This is a genomic window from Streptomyces sp. NPDC059455, from assembly GCF_042750115.1.
GTDB classification, from domain to species: domain Bacteria; phylum Actinomycetota; class Actinomycetes; order Streptomycetales; family Streptomycetaceae; genus Streptomyces; species Streptomyces endocoffeicus.
This window is the reverse complement of record NZ_JBHYVB010000004.1, coordinates 5,841-19,398: the sequence shown is the minus strand read 5'-3', so window position 1 is coordinate 19,398 and position 13,558 is coordinate 5,841. Positions and strand designations below refer to the sequence as shown.

Annotated in this window: 14 protein-coding genes; 8 read left to right on the top strand and 6 right to left on the bottom strand. The window is 72.4% G+C overall.

The features are described 5' to 3' along the window. Nucleotides 1–125: 125 nt before the first annotated feature. From ACFXB5_RS02440 to ACFXB5_RS02415, 6 genes are read left to right on the top strand one after another with little or no spacing between them, the layout of a single operon-like run. Nucleotides 126–290 carry a hypothetical protein gene (locus ACFXB5_RS02440; protein WP_165556359.1) on the top strand — a complete coding sequence of 55 codons (165 nt, stop codon included), beginning with the start codon at nt 126–128 and terminating at the stop codon, nt 288–290. After that, nucleotides 287–721, top strand: a complete 435-nt coding sequence (locus ACFXB5_RS02435; protein ID WP_385201621.1) for an MrpF/PhaF family protein — start codon at nt 287–289, stop codon at nt 719–721. The genes ACFXB5_RS02440 and ACFXB5_RS02435 overlap by 4 nt, the downstream gene beginning before the upstream one ends. Continuing rightward, complete coding sequence (locus ACFXB5_RS02430; RefSeq protein ID WP_385201619.1) at nt 718–999, top strand: Na(+)/H(+) antiporter subunit B; 282 nt, start codon at nt 718–720, stop codon at nt 997–999. The genes ACFXB5_RS02435 and ACFXB5_RS02430 overlap by 4 nt, the downstream gene beginning before the upstream one ends. Beyond that, nucleotides 996–1,841, top strand: a complete 846-nt coding sequence (locus ACFXB5_RS02425; RefSeq protein WP_385201617.1) for an MnhB domain-containing protein — start codon at nt 996–998, stop codon at nt 1,839–1,841. The genes ACFXB5_RS02430 and ACFXB5_RS02425 overlap by 4 nt, the downstream gene beginning before the upstream one ends. Beyond that, nucleotides 1,838–2,182, top strand: a complete 345-nt coding sequence (locus ACFXB5_RS02420) for a sodium:proton antiporter (RefSeq protein ID WP_385201615.1) — start codon at nt 1,838–1,840, stop codon at nt 2,180–2,182. The genes ACFXB5_RS02425 and ACFXB5_RS02420 overlap by 4 nt, the downstream gene beginning before the upstream one ends. A 4-nt stretch (nt 2,183–2,186) precedes the next feature. Further along, entirely contained in the window at nt 2,187–4,001 is a 1,815-nt protein-coding gene (locus ACFXB5_RS02415) for a complex I subunit 5 family protein (RefSeq protein WP_385201613.1), read from the top strand. Nucleotides 4,002–4,042: 41 nt separating this feature from the next. Here the strand turns inward: ACFXB5_RS02415 and ACFXB5_RS02410 are convergent, their stop codons facing one another. The 5 genes from ACFXB5_RS02410 to ACFXB5_RS02390 form a co-directional block, all read right to left on the bottom strand. Continuing rightward, nucleotides 4,043–4,231 carry a rho termination factor gene (locus ACFXB5_RS02410; RefSeq protein ID WP_385201612.1) on the bottom strand — a complete coding sequence of 63 codons (189 nt, stop codon included), beginning with the start codon at nt 4,229–4,231 and terminating at the stop codon, nt 4,043–4,045. Nucleotides 4,232–4,383: 152 nt separating this feature from the next. Then, the gene (locus tag ACFXB5_RS02405) at nt 4,384–5,115 is read right to left on the bottom strand and encodes a polyprenol monophosphomannose synthase (protein WP_223864990.1); all 732 of its coding nucleotides are present in this window, start codon (nt 5,113–5,115) and stop codon (nt 4,384–4,386) included. 158 nt (nt 5,116–5,273) lie between these two features. Continuing rightward, a complete protein-coding gene (lnt, locus tag ACFXB5_RS02400) occupies nt 5,274–7,247 on the bottom strand; it encodes an apolipoprotein N-acyltransferase (RefSeq protein WP_385201610.1) in 1,974 nt (657 codons plus the stop codon). Nucleotides 7,248–7,825: 578 nt separating this feature from the next. Beyond that, nucleotides 7,826–9,373, bottom strand: a complete 1,548-nt coding sequence (locus tag ACFXB5_RS02395; protein WP_385201756.1) for an amidohydrolase — start codon at nt 9,371–9,373, stop codon at nt 7,826–7,828. 155 nt (nt 9,374–9,528) lie between these two features. After that, nucleotides 9,529–9,969 carry an Lrp/AsnC family transcriptional regulator gene (locus ACFXB5_RS02390; protein ID WP_020866923.1) on the bottom strand — a complete coding sequence of 147 codons (441 nt, stop codon included), beginning with the start codon at nt 9,967–9,969 and terminating at the stop codon, nt 9,529–9,531. Between the two features lie 217 nt (nt 9,970–10,186). Here ACFXB5_RS02390 and ACFXB5_RS02385 point away from each other — a divergent pair, with 217 nt between their 5' ends. Further along, nucleotides 10,187–10,540 carry a hypothetical protein gene (locus ACFXB5_RS02385; RefSeq protein ID WP_201856836.1) on the top strand — a complete coding sequence of 118 codons (354 nt, stop codon included), beginning with the start codon at nt 10,187–10,189 and terminating at the stop codon, nt 10,538–10,540. Nucleotides 10,541–10,648: 108 nt separating this feature from the next. On the opposite strand, the gene ACFXB5_RS02380 is transcribed toward ACFXB5_RS02385, so the two are convergent. Then, nucleotides 10,649–11,821, bottom strand: a complete 1,173-nt coding sequence (locus ACFXB5_RS02380; RefSeq protein ID WP_385201608.1) for an acyl-CoA dehydrogenase family protein — start codon at nt 11,819–11,821, stop codon at nt 10,649–10,651. Between the two features lie 383 nt (nt 11,822–12,204). Between ACFXB5_RS02380 and ACFXB5_RS02375 the strand changes: the two genes are divergently transcribed. Then, nucleotides 12,205–13,470, top strand: a complete 1,266-nt coding sequence (locus tag ACFXB5_RS02375) for a glycoside hydrolase family 18 protein (protein WP_385201607.1) — start codon at nt 12,205–12,207, stop codon at nt 13,468–13,470. Nucleotides 13,471–13,558 lie beyond the last annotated feature (88 nt).

Here is a 13,558-nt window from a genome sequence, read left to right as displayed (position 1 = left end):
CGTGGTTACCACGGCGCTCGGGCACCATCTGGGACTTGGCGCCGTCGGGAGCCGGGCGTTAAACCGCTCAGGCGCGTGGTAGCGCGGGGGGGGGGCGGGGTACCCGCCGCCGACGGAGGTGTCGAATGACGGCTGTGCTGGAGGTCCTCGTGTGGTGGGCGGCGCTGACCGGGATCTGGCTGGTGCTGATCAGCACCGTGGACCCCCTGGAGCTCCTGGTCGGGTCGGCCTCCGCGCTGGCCGCCGCCGTGCTCGCCCGCGCCGGGCGGCGGGCGGTGGCCGACCGGTGAGCACCTCGGACGGCTGGCTGGCGGCGGCCCTGGTGCCGCTGCTCGCGCTCGTACCGGTGCTGTGGCGGATCGCCTACGGCTCGCCCAAGGACCGGCTGATCGGCCAGAACCTCACCTCGCTGCTGGCCGGTCTGGTGCTGCTGCTGGCCGCGCGGGGCTTCCACCGGACCTCGTACAACGATGTGGCGCTGGTGGTCAGCGTGCTCGGGCCCACCGGAACGCTGATCTACGCCCGTTTCCTGGACGTCCTGCCCGACTCCCGGCTGGTGCGCTGGACGGCGCTGGTGGGGGTGCCCGCCACGGTGCTGCCGCTGTGCGTGGCGACCGGGCCCGGCCGGGCCATGGTGAAGCTGCTGCTGATCGGCGCGCTGCTGATCGCGGGCAGCGTGGTGACCAGCGGCCGCGGCGGTAAGGAGGGCGTCACGGCATGACCGATGTGCTGATCGTCGTGGCGCTGCTGCTGGTCGCGGGCGCCGCCACCGCCGCCGTGCTCAACCGGGACCCGGTGCGGCAGGCGCTGGTGCTGTCCTTCCTCGGGCTGGCGCTGGCCCTGCTGTTCACCTTCCTCCAGGCGCCGGACGTCGCGCTCTCGCAGCTCGCCGTCGGCTCCGCGGTGACGCCCCTGATGATCCTGCTGACCGTGCGCAAGGTGCGGCGCCGCCCGGGGAGCGGTGACGGCGTGGACAAGCCGGCGGGCCGGGGGCGATGAGCTCCCGGGTCCGGCTGTGGGTCTTCCTGGTGGGCGCCGCCGGGTTCGCCGCGCTGTTCGCCGCGGCCTGCTTCGACCTGCCGGCGTTCGGCACCGTCCGCCACCCGTACGGCGTCCGGGCCGTGCGCGCCGCCCTGAGCCATCACACGGCCAATGTCATCGCGTCCGTCAATTTCGATCTGCGGGCCTTCGACACGCTCGGTGAGGAGACCATCCTCTTCGCGGCCGTCATCGGCACCGTGGTGCTGCTCCGCCAGGCCCGGGACGAGCACCGTAAGGATCCCGAGCCCGCCACGATCCGTCCCCCGGTGCGCCGGTTCGCGCTGCTGACGCTGCCGTTCGCGCTGCTGGTGGGGCTCTATGTGATCGCGCACGGCCAGGTCAGTCCGGGCGGCGGCTTCCAGGGCGGGGTGGTCGCGGCCACCGCGCTGCATCTGCTCTACATCGCCGCCGACTACCGGGCCCTGGAGCGGGTCCGGCCGCTGACCCTCTACGAGATCGGAGAGGCCGCCGGGGAGGCGGCGTACGTGATCACCGGGCTCGCGGCCGTTCTCGCGGGGTCGGCGTTCCTGACCAACGTCCTGCCCTTCGGCACCCTCGCGACCCTGTCCTCCGGCGGCACGGTGCCGGTGCTCAACGCGGCCGTCGGCCTGGAGGTCACCAGCGGGGTCGTGGTCCTGCTGGCCCGTTTCCTGGACCAGGCGGTGGAGATCGAGGAGCCCGGGGAAGGCAACGGGAGCCCGCGGGACACAGGGGGCAGTGGGGGCAGTGGGGGCAGTGGGGGCAGTGGGGGCAGTGGGGGCAGTGGGGGCAACGGAGACGACGAGAGGGAGCGAGCGTGACGGTCCTGCCGTATCTGATCGCCGGATGGATCTTTCTGATCGGTGTGTACGGGCTGGTGACCAGCCGGGACCTGATCCATGCCGTGGGATGCCTGGCCGTCACCCAGTCCTCCACCTATGTGCTGCTGCTCGCCGTCGGCTACCGGAACGGCGGCACCGCCCCGGTCTTCGCCGACGCGCCCACGAACAGCCGGGTGGTCGACCCGGTCGTCCAGGCGCTCGCCCTCACCGACATCGTGGTCGGCGCGACCGTGACCGCGCTGCTGCTCGCGCTCGTCGTCCAGCTCCGCAAACGCCATGGCACGGTCGACCCGGACGCCCTGTCCGAGCTGAAGGGCTGACCAGGTGGACACCGCGCGACTGCTGCCGCTGGTGGTGGCGGTGCCGCTGCTGGGCGCGGCGGTGCTGGTGGCCACCGGACGGCGGCTGCCCCGGCTCGTCTCCGACATCGTGGGCTGCGCCTTCGCCGCCGCCACCGCCGCACTGGCCCTCCTGGTGCTGTTCCGGGCCGGCCATCCCGGGCCGGGGACGTATCCGGTGGAGTGGGTGGGCGGCTGGCGGCGGGTGGGCATCGTGCTGGTCGGCGATCCGCTGGGGGCCGGGCTCGCGGCGCTGGTCTCGCTGCTCGTCGTCGCCGTCCTCGTCTACTCCTGGCGCTACTTCGAGGAGCCGCCGCGCCGTCACACCGGCTCCTTCCCCGCGCTGATCCTGGTGTTCCAGGCGGGCATGTGCGGTTTCGCGCTGACCGGCGACCTGTTCAACGCCTTCGTCTTCTTCGAGCTGATGGGTGTGGTCGCCTACGCGCTGACCGGCTTCCGCGTCGAGGAGCCCAAACCGCTGCAGGGCGCACTGGCCTTCGGGGTGGTGAACTCCCTCGGCGCCTACGTCACCTTGCTGGGCATCACACTGCTGTACGCGCGCACCGGCGAGCTGGGGTTCGCGCAGATCGGGCGGAGGCTGGACGCGGACGGGCCGGACGGGCTGGTGCTCGCCGCGTTCGTCCTGGTGACCACCGGTCTGCTGGTGAAAGCCGCCGCCGTTCCGTTCCACTTCTGGCTGCCCGACGCACACGCGGTCGCGCCGACACCGGTGTGCATGCTGCTGTCCGGGGTGATGGTGGAGCTCGGTGTCTACGGGGTCGCCCGGGTCTACTGGACGGTCTTCTCCGGGCCCGGCGGGCTCTCCCACCCCGACTTCACCCGCGCCCTGCTGGTGCTGGGCGTCCTCACGGCTCTGCTGGGCGCGGTGATGTGCTGGCAGCAGCGCCATCTCAAACGGCTGCTGGCGTTCTCGACCGTGGCCCACACCGGGCTGTTCCTGATCGGTGTGGCCGTGCTGACCCCGGAGGGGATCTCGGGCACGGCGCTGTACGTGCTGGGCCACGCGGGTGTGAAGGCGGCGCTCTTCGCCTGCGCCGGGGTGCTGCTGGACCGGTACGCGACCGTGGACGAGCACGAGTTGTTCGGCCGGGCCCGGGAACTGCCGGCGGTCGGCATGCTGTTCGCGGTGGGCGGGCTGGGGTTGAGCGGGCTGCCGCCGTTCGGCTCCGGGCTCGGCAAGGCCGCCGCGGAGGAGGCCGCGGGGCACACCGCCGTATGGCTGCCGGCGCTCTACGTCCTGGTATCGGCGGTGACCGGGGGCGCGGTGCTGCGCGCCGGGCTGCGGATCTTCGCCGGAGTGGGCCGGCGGCCCCGGGACGAGGAGGAGGGCGGCCCGGAGACCACCGGCGAGGAGGAGCCCGAGACCGGCGGCCGCCTCGGGCGCATCCCGGTGCCGCTGCTGGCGGTGCCCGCCGTGCTGCTGGCCGCGTCGCTGGCCCTCGGGGTGATCCCGGCCGTCGGGTCCGCGGTGGGCCGGGCCGGGGCGCTGTTCACCGACACCGGCGGCTACCGTCGGACGGTCCTCGACGGACATATCGCGGCCGCCCCGGCGCATGTGCCACCGCACTGGCAGCTGACCGGGATCCTGCTCGGGCTGCTCTCCGCGGCCCTCGCCATCACCCTGGCCACACTGGCGGTACGGCGGCCGGTCCAGACCGGGACGGCCGCGCTACTCGCGCCCGTACGGCGACTGCAGTCCGGGCATATCGGCGACTACGTCGCCTGGCTGATCGCCGGGACGGCGCTGCTCACGGTGCTGACCGTCCCGGGGGTCCGCTGAGCCGCCGGGACCGGGGCGCGCCCGGTCCCATAGGTCAGCGGTCAGCGGTGGCGCAGTGCCGAGATCAGCTGGCTCTTGGACATCTGGGACCTGCCCTCGATGCCCGCCTTCTGGGCCTCGCGGTACAGGTCCTCCTTGGTCCGCGTCTCCATGCCGCCCGACTTGGCGCCCCCGCGGGCCGCCATGCGGCGCCCCGACGTCTTCCCGCTCTTGGCGGTCGTTTTGGCCATGTTCCGCCTCCTTCCGCCTCAAGTGTCCGGTACGGGGCGGAACATCGCTCGCGGGACTACTCCAAGCGCGGAACGCGGTCCAGGCGCGGGGATCGGAGCACCGGACCCGGGGGCCAGGCCCGCGTCCGGGGTCCGGGGTCCGGGGTCCCGGCCTAGGACTCCTTGGAATCCTTGCGGCCCAGCACCTTGTTGACCCGTGAGCCCACGCCCCAGGACATCACCCGCCAGGCCGCCTCCGTGACGATGTCGCGGCTCATCTTGCTCTCGCCGCGCTCGCGTTCGATGAAGGTGACGGGGACCTCGATGACGTGGAAGCCCGCCTTGATGGCCCGCCAGGCCAGGTCGATCTGGAAGCAGTAGCCCTGGGAGGCGACCTCGTCCATGCCGATGCCCTCGAGCGTCTCCTTGCGGAACGCGCGGTAGCCCGCCGTCATGTCGCGGATCGGGACGTCGAGGAGCAGGCGGGAGTAGGTGCTGCCGCCCCGGGAGATGAACTCGCGGGACTTGGGCCAGTTGACGATGCGGCCGCCGGGCACCCAGCGGGAGCCGATCACCAGATCCGCGCCCTTGAGCGCGGTGAGCAGCCGGGGCAGCTCCTCGGGCTGGTGGGAGCCGTCGGCGTCCATCTCCACCAGCACGCCGTAGCCGTGCTCGATGCCCCAGCGGAACCCGGCCAGATAGGCGGCGCCGAGGCCCTCCTTGCCCTTGCGGTGCAAGACCTTGACGTGGTCGTCCTCGGCAGCCAGCTCATCGGCGACCTTGCCCGTGCCGTCCGGGCTGTTGTCGTCCGCGACGAGGATGTGCGCGTCCGGAACCGACTCCCGGACCCGCGCGACGATCGGCTTGATGTTCTCCGCCTCGTTGTAGGTCGGGATGATCACCAAGGTCGTGCCGAGCGGACCGTACTTCCGCCGGCCACCGTCGTCCTGGCCCTCGTTGCTACGGCGCGGCTCCTCGGCCTCGGCGCCGGCCCCGTCGGCCTTCGCGCTCGGCTCGTCGGCCTTGGTGCCAGGCTCCTCGGCCTCGCGTGCGTCGCTCACGGCTACTGCCCCTTCTTGTCCGTACGTCCCCGACGGCCGATCATGATCGCGGCCGCGCAGGACAGAACGCCCACCATAGCGAGCACCCACTCGGGGGTCGCACCGACGCGGTCGGCCAGGGTCTTGCCGTCACGCAGCGGGATGCGCGCGGTGAGCACATCTTGCGTGAATTCTTTCGTCCGCTGCTCGATCGTGCCATCCGGGGAGACCACGGCGCTGATCCCGCTGGTGGCCGCGGTGATCACCGGCCGACCGTGTTCGATCGCCCTCAGCTTGGACATGACCAGCTGCTGCTCGGGCTGCCCGCTGCGCCCATAGGTGGCGTTGTTGGTCTGGACGACGATCGCCCGGGCGCCCGCGTTGACCGTGTCGCGCACGATCTCGTCGTAGGCGACCTCGAAGCAGATCACATCGCCGAGCCGCGCCGGGCCGACGTTCAGCACACCGGTGTGATCGCCGGGGTAGAAGTCCCGGGGCACCCGCTGCAGCCGGGTGATGATCTTGCTGAGCTCCTGGCGGAAGGGGACGTACTCACCGAAGGGCACCGGGTGCTGCTTGGTGTACGAGGCGCCGGGGCCGCTCTTCGGGTCCCAGACGATGCCCTGGTTCTCCACATAGCCCTGTTTGGTCGGATGGTCGACCAGGGCGCCGACCAGCACCGGAACGCCGATCGACTTCACGGCCTCGTCGATCCTGGCGTATGCCTCCCGATACTGGAAGGGATCGAGGTCGGAGGCGTTTTCCGGCCATATGACGAGATCGGGCTTGGCGATCCGGCCCGCCTTGACGTCCTTCGCCAGGTTCAGGGTCGCCTTCACATGGTTGTCGAGGATCATCATCGGGCGGCCCAGGAAGTCCATACCGGGCTGCTGCACATTGCCCTGGACGACCGCGATGTCGACCGAGTCGGCGGCGGCGGTGGGGATGGGCACCGCGAATCCCGTGGCCGTCACGGCGGCCGCGACGGCCACGGCCCCGGCGGCGGGCAGGGCGCGGCGCGGCGAGAAGCCCCCGGCGCCGCGCAGCCGCCACAGGGTGAGCGCGGCACCGGCGAGCGCTCCGCCCGTCAGGGCGACGCCGAAGGTGACCAGCGGAGCGCCGCCGAGCGCGGCGAGCGGGGTGTAGGGCGAACCGGTGTTGGCGAAGGCCAGCCGGCCCCAGGGGAAGCCGCCGAAGGGCACCCGGTCGCGGGCCCACTCCTCGGCGACCCACAGACAGGCCGTCCACAGCGGCCACAGGGCCGGTACGGGCAGCCGGGAGACCAGGGCCAGCCCCGCCCCCATCAGCGCGAGGAAGGCCGCCTCGATGATGGACAGGCCCACCACCGCGTCCCAGCCCACCACGCTGAGCCACTTCAGCAGCAGCAGGAAGAACGGCACCCCGAAGGCGAAGCCCGTCCAGGCGCCCTGGCGGGCGGTCCGGCCGTGGGTGAGCAGGGCCAGGGCGGCGACGGCCGCCAGGGACAGCGGCCACGCCCCGAACGGCGGGAAGGCGAGGCCGAGCGCGAGCCCGCTGACGACCGCGAGCGCGCTGCGCCGCGCCTCACGGCGGGCGAGCAGGCCGAGGCGGCGCAGCCGGCCGGGCCGCCGCTCTCCGGCGGACGGCCCGGAGGCGGTCCTGGGGGCACTGGAGGCGGCACCGGACGCGGCGGCACCGCGCGCGGCAGACGCGGCACCGGATGCGGCAGTCCCCGGCGCGGCGGCCCCGGTCGCGCCGGATTCCCCGCCCTCGGCGGCGTCACGATCCTCGACGGCGTCACGGCCCCCCACGGCGTCACCGCCCTCCACGGGCTTACGGCCCTCGGCGGCGTCACCGCCCCCGACGGGATCACGACCCCCCGCAGCGTCACCGCCCTCGGCGCCATCGGCGCCCTCCGTGGGCGGCGTGGCGGCGGAGCCGGTCGTCCGCTGACCCGGTCGGTCTGCGTCCGGCCCGGTGGGGGCGGCTTCGGCGGTGGTGTCGGAACCCGATGGCACGGTGCGGCCTTCCTACAGGTCGTGCTGTGGTGAGGTGACCGTATAACGCGGGCGCGCGGAAGTGGTCCCGAGGTGCGGATTGTGACCTCGGGGTAGAGAAACGCTTCGGCCATGGCGGGGGTTCCCTCACCCGGCGGCGGCGCCGCCCCCGCGTCGGGGGGCGGTCCGCCGGTGTGCGCGTGCGGAGTGGGGGCCCGACGCCCTTCGGGCCGACCTGGGACCCGCTGGCTGCGGATCGACCGAGAGCCGTTGTCTACTGAGCGTCCGGGCCCCTCCCGGGTCGCACCTGCCGACCCGGCGATCCCTCCCTCGCCCCCGTGCACTGGACCTGGCTCCCAGTGGTGGCGCACCGCGATGGCGCGTCTCCCTCTGGCCCAGCGGCGTTCGACGACTGCGTGAAGATTCCCCGGTCGGGCGTCCTGTGGTGGACGAGGCCGAACCTACCGGCCACCGACCGCACCCTGTCAACAGCCACATGACCTGCGCCGTTTCCTCAAATGACCAGGTCAGTACGGACGGTGTTCAGATGCCACGACAGGCCGGGGGCTCATCGTTCGGCGGTACGGGACGCCCGCGCGTCACTCGTCCGGCCGGAGGTGGACGGTGCGTCCGCCCACCACCGTGCGCACGCAGACGGGCAGTTGACCGCCTGGAGTGAGGTCGGGCAGACCCGGGGTGCCGGAGCGCGGGTCGGTGGACCATCCGGCGACTCGCGTGTCGGGCACCTGCACGATGAGCTCACCGGTCCGCCAGATCGCGTAGTCGGCGGGCGCGCCGGGCGCCAGGACGCCCGCGTCGTCCCGTCCGACGGCCCGCCAGCCGCCGCGGGTGTGGGCGGTGAAGGCGGCGCGGACGGAGATCCGGTGCTCCGGGGTGCGGTGGAAGGCGGCGGCGCGCACGGTGCCCCAGGGGTCGAGCGGGGTGACGGGGCTGTCGGAGCCGAGCGCCAGGGGCACTCCGGCGCGCAGCAGCGCCGCGTAGGGGTTGAGGGTGCGGGCCCGGTCGGGGCCGAGCCGCTGGGCGTACATGCCGTCCTCGCCGCCCCACAGGGCGTCGAAGGCGGGCTGGACGGAGGCGGTGAGGCCGAGGTCGGCGAAGGCCGCGATGGTCTCCGGGGTGAGCATCTCGGCGTGTTCGACGCGGTGCCGGGCGGCGCGCACGCGGGCGAGCCCGACCGTGTCGGCGGCGGCCCGTACGCCCTCGACGACGGCCGTGACGGCGGCGTCGCCGATGGCGTGGAAACCGGCCTGGATCCCGGCCTCGGTGCAGACGGTGACATGGGCGGCGACGGCCGCCGCGTCCAGGTAGGCGGTGCCGGAGTGCGGCGTGTCGGCGTAGGGCTGGTGGAGACACGCCGTGTGCGAGCCGAGCGCCCCGTCGACGAAGAGGTCGCCCGCCGCGCCGATGGCGCCGAGTTCGCGCACCTTGTCCAGGTCGGAGGCGCTGCTCGCGGCCTCGGCCCAGTAGCCGTACACCCGCGGTCCCGGCTCTTCGGCGGCGAGCCCGAGCAGCCCGGTGAGGTCGTCCTCGGAGGAGATGTCGGGCCCGGCGCATTCGTGGAGGGTGCCGATGCCGAGCGAGGCGGCGCGGGCAAGGGCGGCCCGCTGGGCATCGGCGCGCTGCCGCTCGGTGATGACCGCGTGGGCGGCGGCGCGTACGGCGTGGTGGGCGGCGCCGGTCAGCGGCGTGTCGGGGTGGTACCCGGCCAGGTCCGACACGCCGGGCACGAGGTCCAGGAGCGCGGTGGTGACGACGGCGGAGTGCACATCGATACGGGTGAGATAGAGGGGGCGGCCGCCGGTCGCCCGGTCCAGTTCGGCCCTGGAGGGCGGCCGTCCCTCGGGCCAGCGGGCGGCGTCCCAGCCGTGGCCGAGCAGCACCCGGTCGGCGGGGTGGGCGGTGGCGTGGGCGCGCACCCGTTCCAGCGCGTCGGCGAGCGTACGGGCGCCGGTGAGGTCGAGTCCGGTGAGGGCGAGCCCGGTCGCGGTGGTGTGCACATGCGCATCGGTGAAGGCGGGCGTCACCAGTGCCCCGTCCAGCTGGATGACCTCGTCCACACCGTCCGCGAAGCCGTCCGCGGCCCCTTCGGAGCCGACCCAGGCGATGGTGCCGCGCTCGACGACCATCGCGGTCGCGAACGGGTCGGCGGGGCTGTGGACCTCACCTCCGCGCAGCAGGACGGTACGGCCTTCGGGGGCCTGGGCGGGGGTGGGGTCGTTCACGGCGGGCTGCCTCGATGGGGGTATCAGGTAAGAGGGTCAAGGGGGTGTCGACAGGGTGTTCAGACGCGCGGCGGGCGCGCCTCGTAGGGCGTGGAGAGGACCACGGTGGTGCGGGTAGAGACACCGGCCAGCGAGCGGATCCGGCTGAGCAGGTGCTCCAGCTCCAGCGGGGTCGCGACGCGCACCTTGAGGATGTAGTTCTCGTCTCCCGCGACGCTGTGGCACGCCTCGATCTCGGGCACCTCGGCGAGCCGCTCGGAGATGTCGTCGGGCGCGCTGGGGTCGAAGGGTTTGACCGAGATGAACGCGGTAAGGGGAAGCCCGACGGCCTCGGGGTCCACGACGGCGGCATAGCCGCGGATCACACCCCGTTGCTCGAGTCGGCGAACCCGCTGGTGCACGGCCGATGTGGACAGGCCGGTGGCCTTGCCCAGGTCGGTGTAGCTCATCCGGCCGTCCTTGACGAGCAGCTCCACGATCTGTCTGTCCAACTCCTCCACAGCCGATCACCTTATGTGGTCGGGAGGGCTCCGGCACAACGGGTGGGCACAGCGGACATAGACGCCGCTACGCCGCACCTGCACCGGGCATGTGACGAACACCACATGCCCTCATGGGTGTCCTATGAGATGCGGCGATTACCTATGCGTCCGCGAGGGAAATGCTTGCTGTGGTCGAGGCCGACGCGCCTGGCCAGCCCACCCGAGGGGGAAACTCATGCCTCATCTCGAGCGCCTCGACGCAGGCGACATCGATACCGACGAGCTCCACGACACCTATGAGATGTTCCGGGTGATCTGCCCGGACTGCGCACGCCCCATCGCGCTCCTCGCCGACGAGGACGTCCTTCCCGAGCACGCGCTGTGCTCGTCCCCGTGGGACCCGTTCGGGCTCACGGTCTGCGCCGGCACCGGCCGCCGGGTGACCGACGCCGCGCCCGCCGACGCGTCGCTGGACGCGTTCGAGCGGGACGCCGCGCTGCTGCTGACGCTTCCGGAGGGCCTGGACTGGCGGAAGCAGCCGTTCTCCCACCTCGGAGGCCCCGGCTCCCGGCCGGTGCGCCTTTCCTAGGGCTCCCAGGGCTCGGTTCTCTCCCGGCTACCGCTGGGAGGTACCCCCGGCCGGGGCGTATGCGAATCGGCGGGGGCGCAGGCCGCGCCCCCAACCGACACACCGGCCTCAGCCGGCCTCAGGTCCCGCGAGAGCGCGGGCGATCACCACCCGCTGGATCTGGTTGGTGCCCTCCACGATCTGGAGGACCTTCGCCTCACGCATATAGCGCTCGACCGGGAAGTCCACCGTGTAGCCGTATCCGCCCAGCAGTTGGACGGCGTCGGTGGTGATCCGCATCGCGGCGTCCGTACAGAACAGCTTGGCCATCGCCGCCTGCTTGGAGAACTGCCGCCCCGCGTCCCGCAGCCGTGCCGCCGTCAGGTACAGGGCGCGCCCGGCCTCGATCTGCGTGGCCATATCGGCGAGCATGAAGCGCAAGCCCTGGAAGTCGGCTATCGGCCGGCCGAACTGCCGCCGCTGCGCGGTGTACGCGAGCGCCTCGTCCAGCGCCGCCTGGGCGACGCCGACGGCGCAGGCCGCGATGCCCAGTCGGCCCGCGTCGAGGGCGGACAGGGCGATCGCGAACCCCTGGCCCTCCTCGCCGATGCGGCGGGCGTCGGGGACCCGCACCCCGTCGAGGTGGATCTGGGCGGTCGGTGAACCGGCCAGGCCCATCTTGTGCTCGGGCGCGGCCGCCGAGAGCCCGGGGGCGTCGGCGGGCACGAGGAAGGCGCTGATGCCGCGGGTGCGCTCGGGGCCGGTGCGGGCGAGCACGGTGTAGAAGTCGGCGATGCCGCCGTGGGTGATCCACGCCTTGGTGCCCTCGAGCGTCCAGGTGTCCCCGTCCCGGGTGGCCCGGGTGGTGAGCCCCGCCGCGTCGGAGCCTGAGGAGGGCTCGGAGAGGCAGTACGCGCCGAGCAGTCCGCCGCCCAGCATCGCGGGAAGGTGCTCGGCCTGCTGCTCCTTGCTGCCGTAACCGGCGAGGGCGTGGCAGGCCAGGGTGTGGACGCTGACGCCGAGGCCGACGGTCAGCCGGGCCGCGGCGAACTCCTCGAGGACCTGGAGATAGACCTCGTACGGCTGGTCACCGCCGCCGAACTCCTCGGGGTGGACCAGCCCCAGCAGCCCGGACTCGGACAGCAGGGTGAACAGCTCGCGGGGGAAGCGCCCGGCGGCCTCCTCCTCGGCGGCCCGGGGCTTGATCTCCCGTTCGATCAGCTCGCGGACGAGCGAAATCAGGTCGCGGGCCTCTTCGGTGGGCAGCTCACGCTCCACCGGCTGCGGGCCGTGATCGGTCATGGCGGCGCTCTCCTCTCCCCTGGTCAGGCGCTTCGGCGGCGTGCGCCGGGGTGAGGCGGCGCCACCGGTGGTGCTGCCGCCGGCCGGCCGACCCGTCGGATCGCGAACGGTGATGACCTGCACTGCGGCGGTTGGAGTATGCCCGATCCGGAGCGTTCCGGTACTGGTCGCCCGATCTTCAACCAATTTCGCACATGGGCACCCACCACCTTCCTCCACGCACTCCCACCAACGTCGCACGCATGGAGCAAATTGGCCCAGACCATTGACCCCACTGGTCTAGTCCTTCTACCTTTTCCCCACCCTGCCCTGCGCGTTCATGTCAAGCTATGGGCAGGTCGTCGGGCAGTTCACTCTCCCCTCACCCCCACCGAGGAGATTCCATGCTCAGACCAGGCAGACTGTCCGCCGCGCTCGCGGCGATCTGTACGGCGGTGCTGACCGCCACCCTGCTCGCGGGCTCGGCAGCGGCCGGTGAACCCCGGAGCGCCGACATACCCCAGGCCACGTCCCAGGCCGCCAAGACCCCCACGACGAAGGCCGCCGGGAACAAGGTGGTCGGCTACTTCACCGAATGGGGCATCTACCAGCGCAACTACCACGTCAAGAACGTCGAGACCTCGGGCTCGGCCGCCAAGCTCACCCACATCAACTACGCCTTCGGCAATGTCACCGGCGGCAAGTGCGCCATCGGCGACTCCTACGCCGACTACGACAAGGCGTACGACGCGGCGAGCAGCGTCGACGGCCAGGCCGACACCTGGGACGCGGGCGCCCTGCGCGGCAACTTCAACCAGCTGCGCAAGCTCAAGAAGCTCCACCCCGGCCTGAAGGTGCTGTGGTCCTTCGGCGGCTGGACCTGGTCCTCCGGGTTCGCCGAGGCCGCCAAGAACCCCGCGGCCTTCGCCCAGTCCTGCTACGACCTGGTCGAGGACCCGCGCTGGGCGGATGTCTTCGACGGCATCGACATCGACTGGGAGTACCCCAACGCCTGCGGCCTCTCCTGCGACACCAGCGGTAAGGACGCCTTCAAGAACCTGATGTCGGCCGTGCGCGCCAAGTTCGGTTCGTCCAACCTGGTGACCGCCGCGATCACCGCCGACGCCTCCTCCGGCGGCAAGATCGAGGCCGCCGACTACGCGGGCGCCGCGAGGTACGTCGACTGGTACAACCCGATGACGTACGACTTCTTCGGCGCGTGGGCCGCACAGGGCCCCACCGCCCCGCACTCCCCGCTCAACTCCTACAACGGCATTCCGCAGCAGGGCTTCAACACCGACGCGGCCATCCAGAAACTCAAGGGCCTCGGCATCCCGGCCTCGAAGCTCCTGCTGGGCATCGGCTTCTACGGCCGCGGCTGGAGCGGCGTCACCCAGGACGCCCCCGGTGGCACGGCGACCGGCGCCGCGCCCGGCACCTACGAGGCGGGCATCGAGGACTACAAGGTGCTCAAGGGTTCCTGCCCGGCGACCGGCACGGTCGCGGGCACGGCCTACGCGCGCTGCGGCAACCAGTGGTGGAGCTATGACACCCCCGCCACCATCGCCGGGAAGATGAACTACAAGCAGCAGCAGGGCCTGGGCGGCACCTTCTTCTGGGAGCTCAGCGGCGACACCACGAACGGTGAGCTGATCAAGTCCATCAGCTGACCCCACAGCTACACCCCAGTTGCTAACGCGGGGGGGGGGCGCACCCACCGCGCCCCCCCCCCCCCCGCGCGAGCGCCCGCCCGCCACA

Bases quoted from the DNA above. Each gene is read 5' to 3' on its own strand.
- ACFXB5_RS02385 (WP_201856836.1), top strand. From the start codon at position 10,187: ATGCCTCATCTCGAGCGCCTCGACGCAGGCGACATCGATACCGACGAG.
- ACFXB5_RS02440 (WP_165556359.1), top strand. From the start codon at position 126: ATGACGGCTGTGCTGGAGGTCCTCGTGTGGTGGGCGGCGCTGACCGGG.
- ACFXB5_RS02425 (WP_385201617.1), top strand. From the start codon at position 996: ATGAGCTCCCGGGTCCGGCTGTGGGTCTTCCTGGTGGGCGCCGCCGGG.
- ACFXB5_RS02395 (WP_385201756.1), bottom strand. From the start codon at position 9,373: ATGGTCGTCGAGCGCGGCACCATCGCCTGGGTCGGCTCCGAAGGGGCC.
- ACFXB5_RS02410 (WP_385201612.1), bottom strand. From the start codon at position 4,231: ATGGCCAAAACGACCGCCAAGAGCGGGAAGACGTCGGGGCGCCGCATG.
- ACFXB5_RS02380 (WP_385201608.1), bottom strand. From the start codon at position 11,821: ATGACCGATCACGGCCCGCAGCCGGTGGAGCGTGAGCTGCCCACCGAA.
- ACFXB5_RS02375 (WP_385201607.1), top strand. From the start codon at position 12,205: ATGCTCAGACCAGGCAGACTGTCCGCCGCGCTCGCGGCGATCTGTACG.
- ACFXB5_RS02430 (WP_385201619.1), top strand. From the start codon at position 718: ATGACCGATGTGCTGATCGTCGTGGCGCTGCTGCTGGTCGCGGGCGCC.